Raw genomic sequence first — 3,596 nt, forward strand, 5'->3', positions numbered from 1 at the left:
GCCATCAGCTTGCCGAGACAGTGACCGGCCAACCACCGATCGCGCACCCGCCGAGTGAGGGCGCGCATCGCAACCTGTCGTGAACGGACAGCACCAACGATGTGGAAGGCGGAGACGGCGCCTGTTCTTACCAACCTCATACATGTCGATACGCAGTGATCTTCCCTCGATTTTGATACTGCTGGCGAATGAACCTCATCCGCATTAGTGCTTGGCTCGCGGGCACGCCACTTGCACGAACGCGTCAATCCGCATTCGCCAAGCTCATGATGACTTCCATCCCGGCATGATGAATTCGCCAGCAGTATCGATTTTGTGGCTCTCCCGCACTTTGCGTGGATTACGCTGCCCGGAGCACTCTCCGGCGCAGGAGATCGAAGTTGGCTTGTCCGTACATCGAGCGCTTGAGGAGTTTGAGACGCGTGATCGGACCCTCGGCTTGCCCACTGCTCCACGGCCGTGTCAGGGCTGCGCGAACCGCAGCCCCGTCTTGCTCCAGGCTGACGGCATAAGTCTCGACAGCCGGGATGCCCAAGGACCGAGCTTTGGCAATCTATCCCGTCACAGCCTTGGTGGACGCCTGCTCACTGTTTCGGGTCTGGCGCTCACGATACCACCGACGAATGCGGGCGCAGAAGCGCTCGGCGCGTTCGGCCATAGTCGCAGCCTCGGGATCTTCGCACCCGGGCCAGGACGGCAGCCTCCGTTGCATCAAGTGCTGTCGGAGGGCGCCCAAGAAGCCATGCCAGCTGCTTGGGCGAAGGCAGCGAAGCATCTGCCGCGGAGCGGCTCGGACCGGGGGAGCGCCATTTGCGGGCTGTCGTCTTCGCCGGAGCCGTGCGATGCTCGGCCATCCAGCGATAGACCTGCTTGGGGGAGCCCGCACAGCCAAGATCCTGCAGTTCACGCCAGAGGGCAGTGGCGTTCTCGCGGCCGGGCGCGCATGGAGGCGGGCGAGATCCGACAGGATTGCTCCGCGGGAACAGGCAGTTCACCCGTCATCCAACCGCGTTCCGCATGGTCCAATAGTCGACATTGTCGGACAGGCGGCATCGCAGCATTAGAGCCATTATATTGTTTTGAAATGAGTTTCCCCTTTGGCACGGGACATGCATGGTTCTCCGCACATGCGTCACGGAGTGAGGAGACAGGCTTTGTCGCAAACTGATTGGCACCGTTTATCCGGCGTGAGTGCTCCTCGTTTGCACACGCCAGCGCCATCAACGCGCCCCTTGCGCAACACCGCCGCTGTTATTGAGCATGCAGAACCGCATTTCCGGCAACCGCGCGATGACGGATCAATGGACGTTTACGGCCGTTCGGGAAACGGTCGGACCATCCGTCTCCCGCGCGGCGACCATCCGGTCAGGACATCGTCGATTTCGTCAGATGTTCCTATCTTGGCCTCGACAACCATCCTGACGTGATTGCACCGCCCGTTTTTCTTCTCGAGGAGCACCATTGATGACCCTGAGAAAGAAGGTTCCCTTCGTCACCTTTCGCACCCGTGTTCGCGATGAGTCCATCGAGGGGCCAAACCCCTACCGCTGGGAAGACAAGACATCCGACGACTATTTCAGCGGCAAGCGCATCGTCTTGTTCTCGTTGCCTGGCGCCTTCACCCCGACCTGCTCGACCTACCAACTGCCCGATTTCGAAAAGCTCTATGACGAGTTTGAAAACGAAGGAATCAACGCGATCTACTGCATCTCCGTCAACGATGCCTTTGTCATGAATGCGTGGGGCAAGGCCTTGGGGCTGCAGAAAATCAGGCTCATCCCGGACGGCTCGGGTGAGTTCACGCGTAAGATGGGCATGCTGGTCGCCAAGGACAATCTTGGCTTCGGTATGCGCTCCTGGCGGTACGCTGCCGTGATCAACAACGGCCTAGTAGAGCAGTGGTTCGAGGAGGACGGCTTCTCCGACAACTGCGAAACCGACCCCTACGGCGTCTCGTCGCCGCAGAACGTTCTCGAAGCGCTGAAGGCCTTTCAAACCGGGGCCGCCGCATGACCTGGACGAGTCAACATCTCACAGATCCCATGAGACCGACCAAGTGCGTCGCCTGACAGGAGCTTCACCATGAGATTCTCAGCAAGCCAGCTTCAGCGTCAGAAGCAATCTCTGAGTGTAACACCTCAACTCATTGAGTCGATCCGTTTGCTGCAACTGACGCATGCCGAACTGCGTCAGTTCGTGGAGCAGGAAATCGAGAAGAACCCGCTTTTGGAGCTGGCGCGAAACGACGGCGGGGCATTACGCGATGTTGTTTCGACTTCGGCCGAGGATCCGCACATCGGCGCACGCGAAAACGACGTTGATGGGCCGACCGCGACCGGGGCCCCAGAACAGCTCATGCAATGGAAATCAATGCGCGACACAACCAATATCCCGCCCGGGCAAAGCCTTGCCCTCGGCGAGTTTACCGCCTCCACCGAAACATTGCATGACCATGTCGCTCGTCAGATCGCCCTCACTGCATTCACGCCGCAGGAGCGGCTGATTGCTCGCGAGCTTGCCGATCATCTGGAAGACACTGGGTATCTTCAGATAGACCTTTTGGAGCTGGCCGGGAGCCTAAATGTCCGGGAGGCTGATGTGGAACGGGTTCTCGGAACCTTGCAGCTCTTTGATCCACCGGGAATTTTCGCGCGTACTCTCAGCGAATGCCTCGAGATACAGTTGCGCCAGCGAGACCGGTTCGACCCGGCGATGGCAACTTTGGTCGCCAATCTTGAGATGCTTGCGCAACGCGATTTTCAGGCATTGAAGCGGCATTGCGGGGTCGATGAAGACGACCTTCTCGACATGCTGCATGAAATCCGTGCGCTAGATCCCAAGCCGGGAAACCGATTCCAGTCCGGAGACCCGGAATCCATCATTCCTGACGTCTGGGTCCAACCCTCGCCCGGAGGCGGATGGCAAGTCGAACTTGAGCCGAACACGCTGCCCAAGCTGCTGATCAACCAAACCTATTTCGCCGAAGTCTCACGGGCGACCGCCCAAAATTCGAAAGATCAGGCATTTCTCAACGAATGCTTCCAAAACGCGAACTGGCTAATCCGCAGCCTCGACCAGCGCGCCAAAACGATCCTTAAGGTAGCGGCTGAAATCGTTCGCCAGCAGGATGCCTTTCTTGAACATGGCGTCGCCCACCTGCGGCCTCTTAATCTCAGAACTGTCGCTGATGCGATCAACATGCACGAGTCGACGATAAGCCGGGTGACGTCGCACAAATACATGCTCACCCCGCGCGGGGTGTTCGAACTGAAGTATTTTTTCACTGTCGCGATCGCCTCCTCCCAAGGTGGCGACGCGCACTCCGCCGAGGCTGTCCGCCATCGGATCAAGGCGATGGTCGCCGTAGAATCGCCTGATGATGTTCTGTCCGACGATGACATTGTCGTCCGACTTAAGGAAACTGGTATCGAAATTGCGCGCCGCACCGTCGCAAAGTATCGCGAGGCGATGAACATCCCCTCCTCTGTGCAACGCCGCCGGGAAAAGCGCCTGTGGGTCTAGATGCCGTAATGGGCCTGCCGCTCACGCAGTAGCGGAGCGGGTGGCTGTCCCTCAGAGTGATGTGTGTTGAAACG

3 protein-coding genes are annotated in these 3,596 nt (G+C 58.9%); 2 read left to right on the plus strand and 1 reads right to left on the minus strand.

Going from position 1 to position 3,596, the window contains the following annotated elements:
* Positions 1-340: 340 nt before the first annotated feature.
* Positions 341-553, minus strand: coding sequence for an ISL3 family transposase (locus DC522_RS32795; protein WP_052955157.1), 213 nt, complete (start codon positions 551-553; stop codon positions 341-343).
* Between the two features lie 911 nt (positions 554-1,464).
* On the opposite strand from DC522_RS32795, the gene DC522_RS32805 reads away from it, so the two are divergent.
* Positions 1,465-2,013 (plus strand): peroxiredoxin, encoded by a 549-nt coding sequence (locus DC522_RS32805; protein WP_116532602.1) that lies wholly within the window; start codon positions 1,465-1,467, stop codon positions 2,011-2,013.
* 69 nt (positions 2,014-2,082) lie between these two features.
* Positions 2,083-3,522 (plus strand): RNA polymerase factor sigma-54, encoded by a 1,440-nt coding sequence (gene rpoN / locus DC522_RS32810; protein ID WP_047192959.1) that lies wholly within the window; start codon positions 2,083-2,085, stop codon positions 3,520-3,522.
* Positions 3,523-3,596: the final 74 nt, after the last annotated feature.

This window comes from Microvirga sp. KLBC 81 (assembly GCF_003075415.1).
GTDB lineage: Bacteria > Pseudomonadota > Alphaproteobacteria > Rhizobiales > Beijerinckiaceae > Microvirga.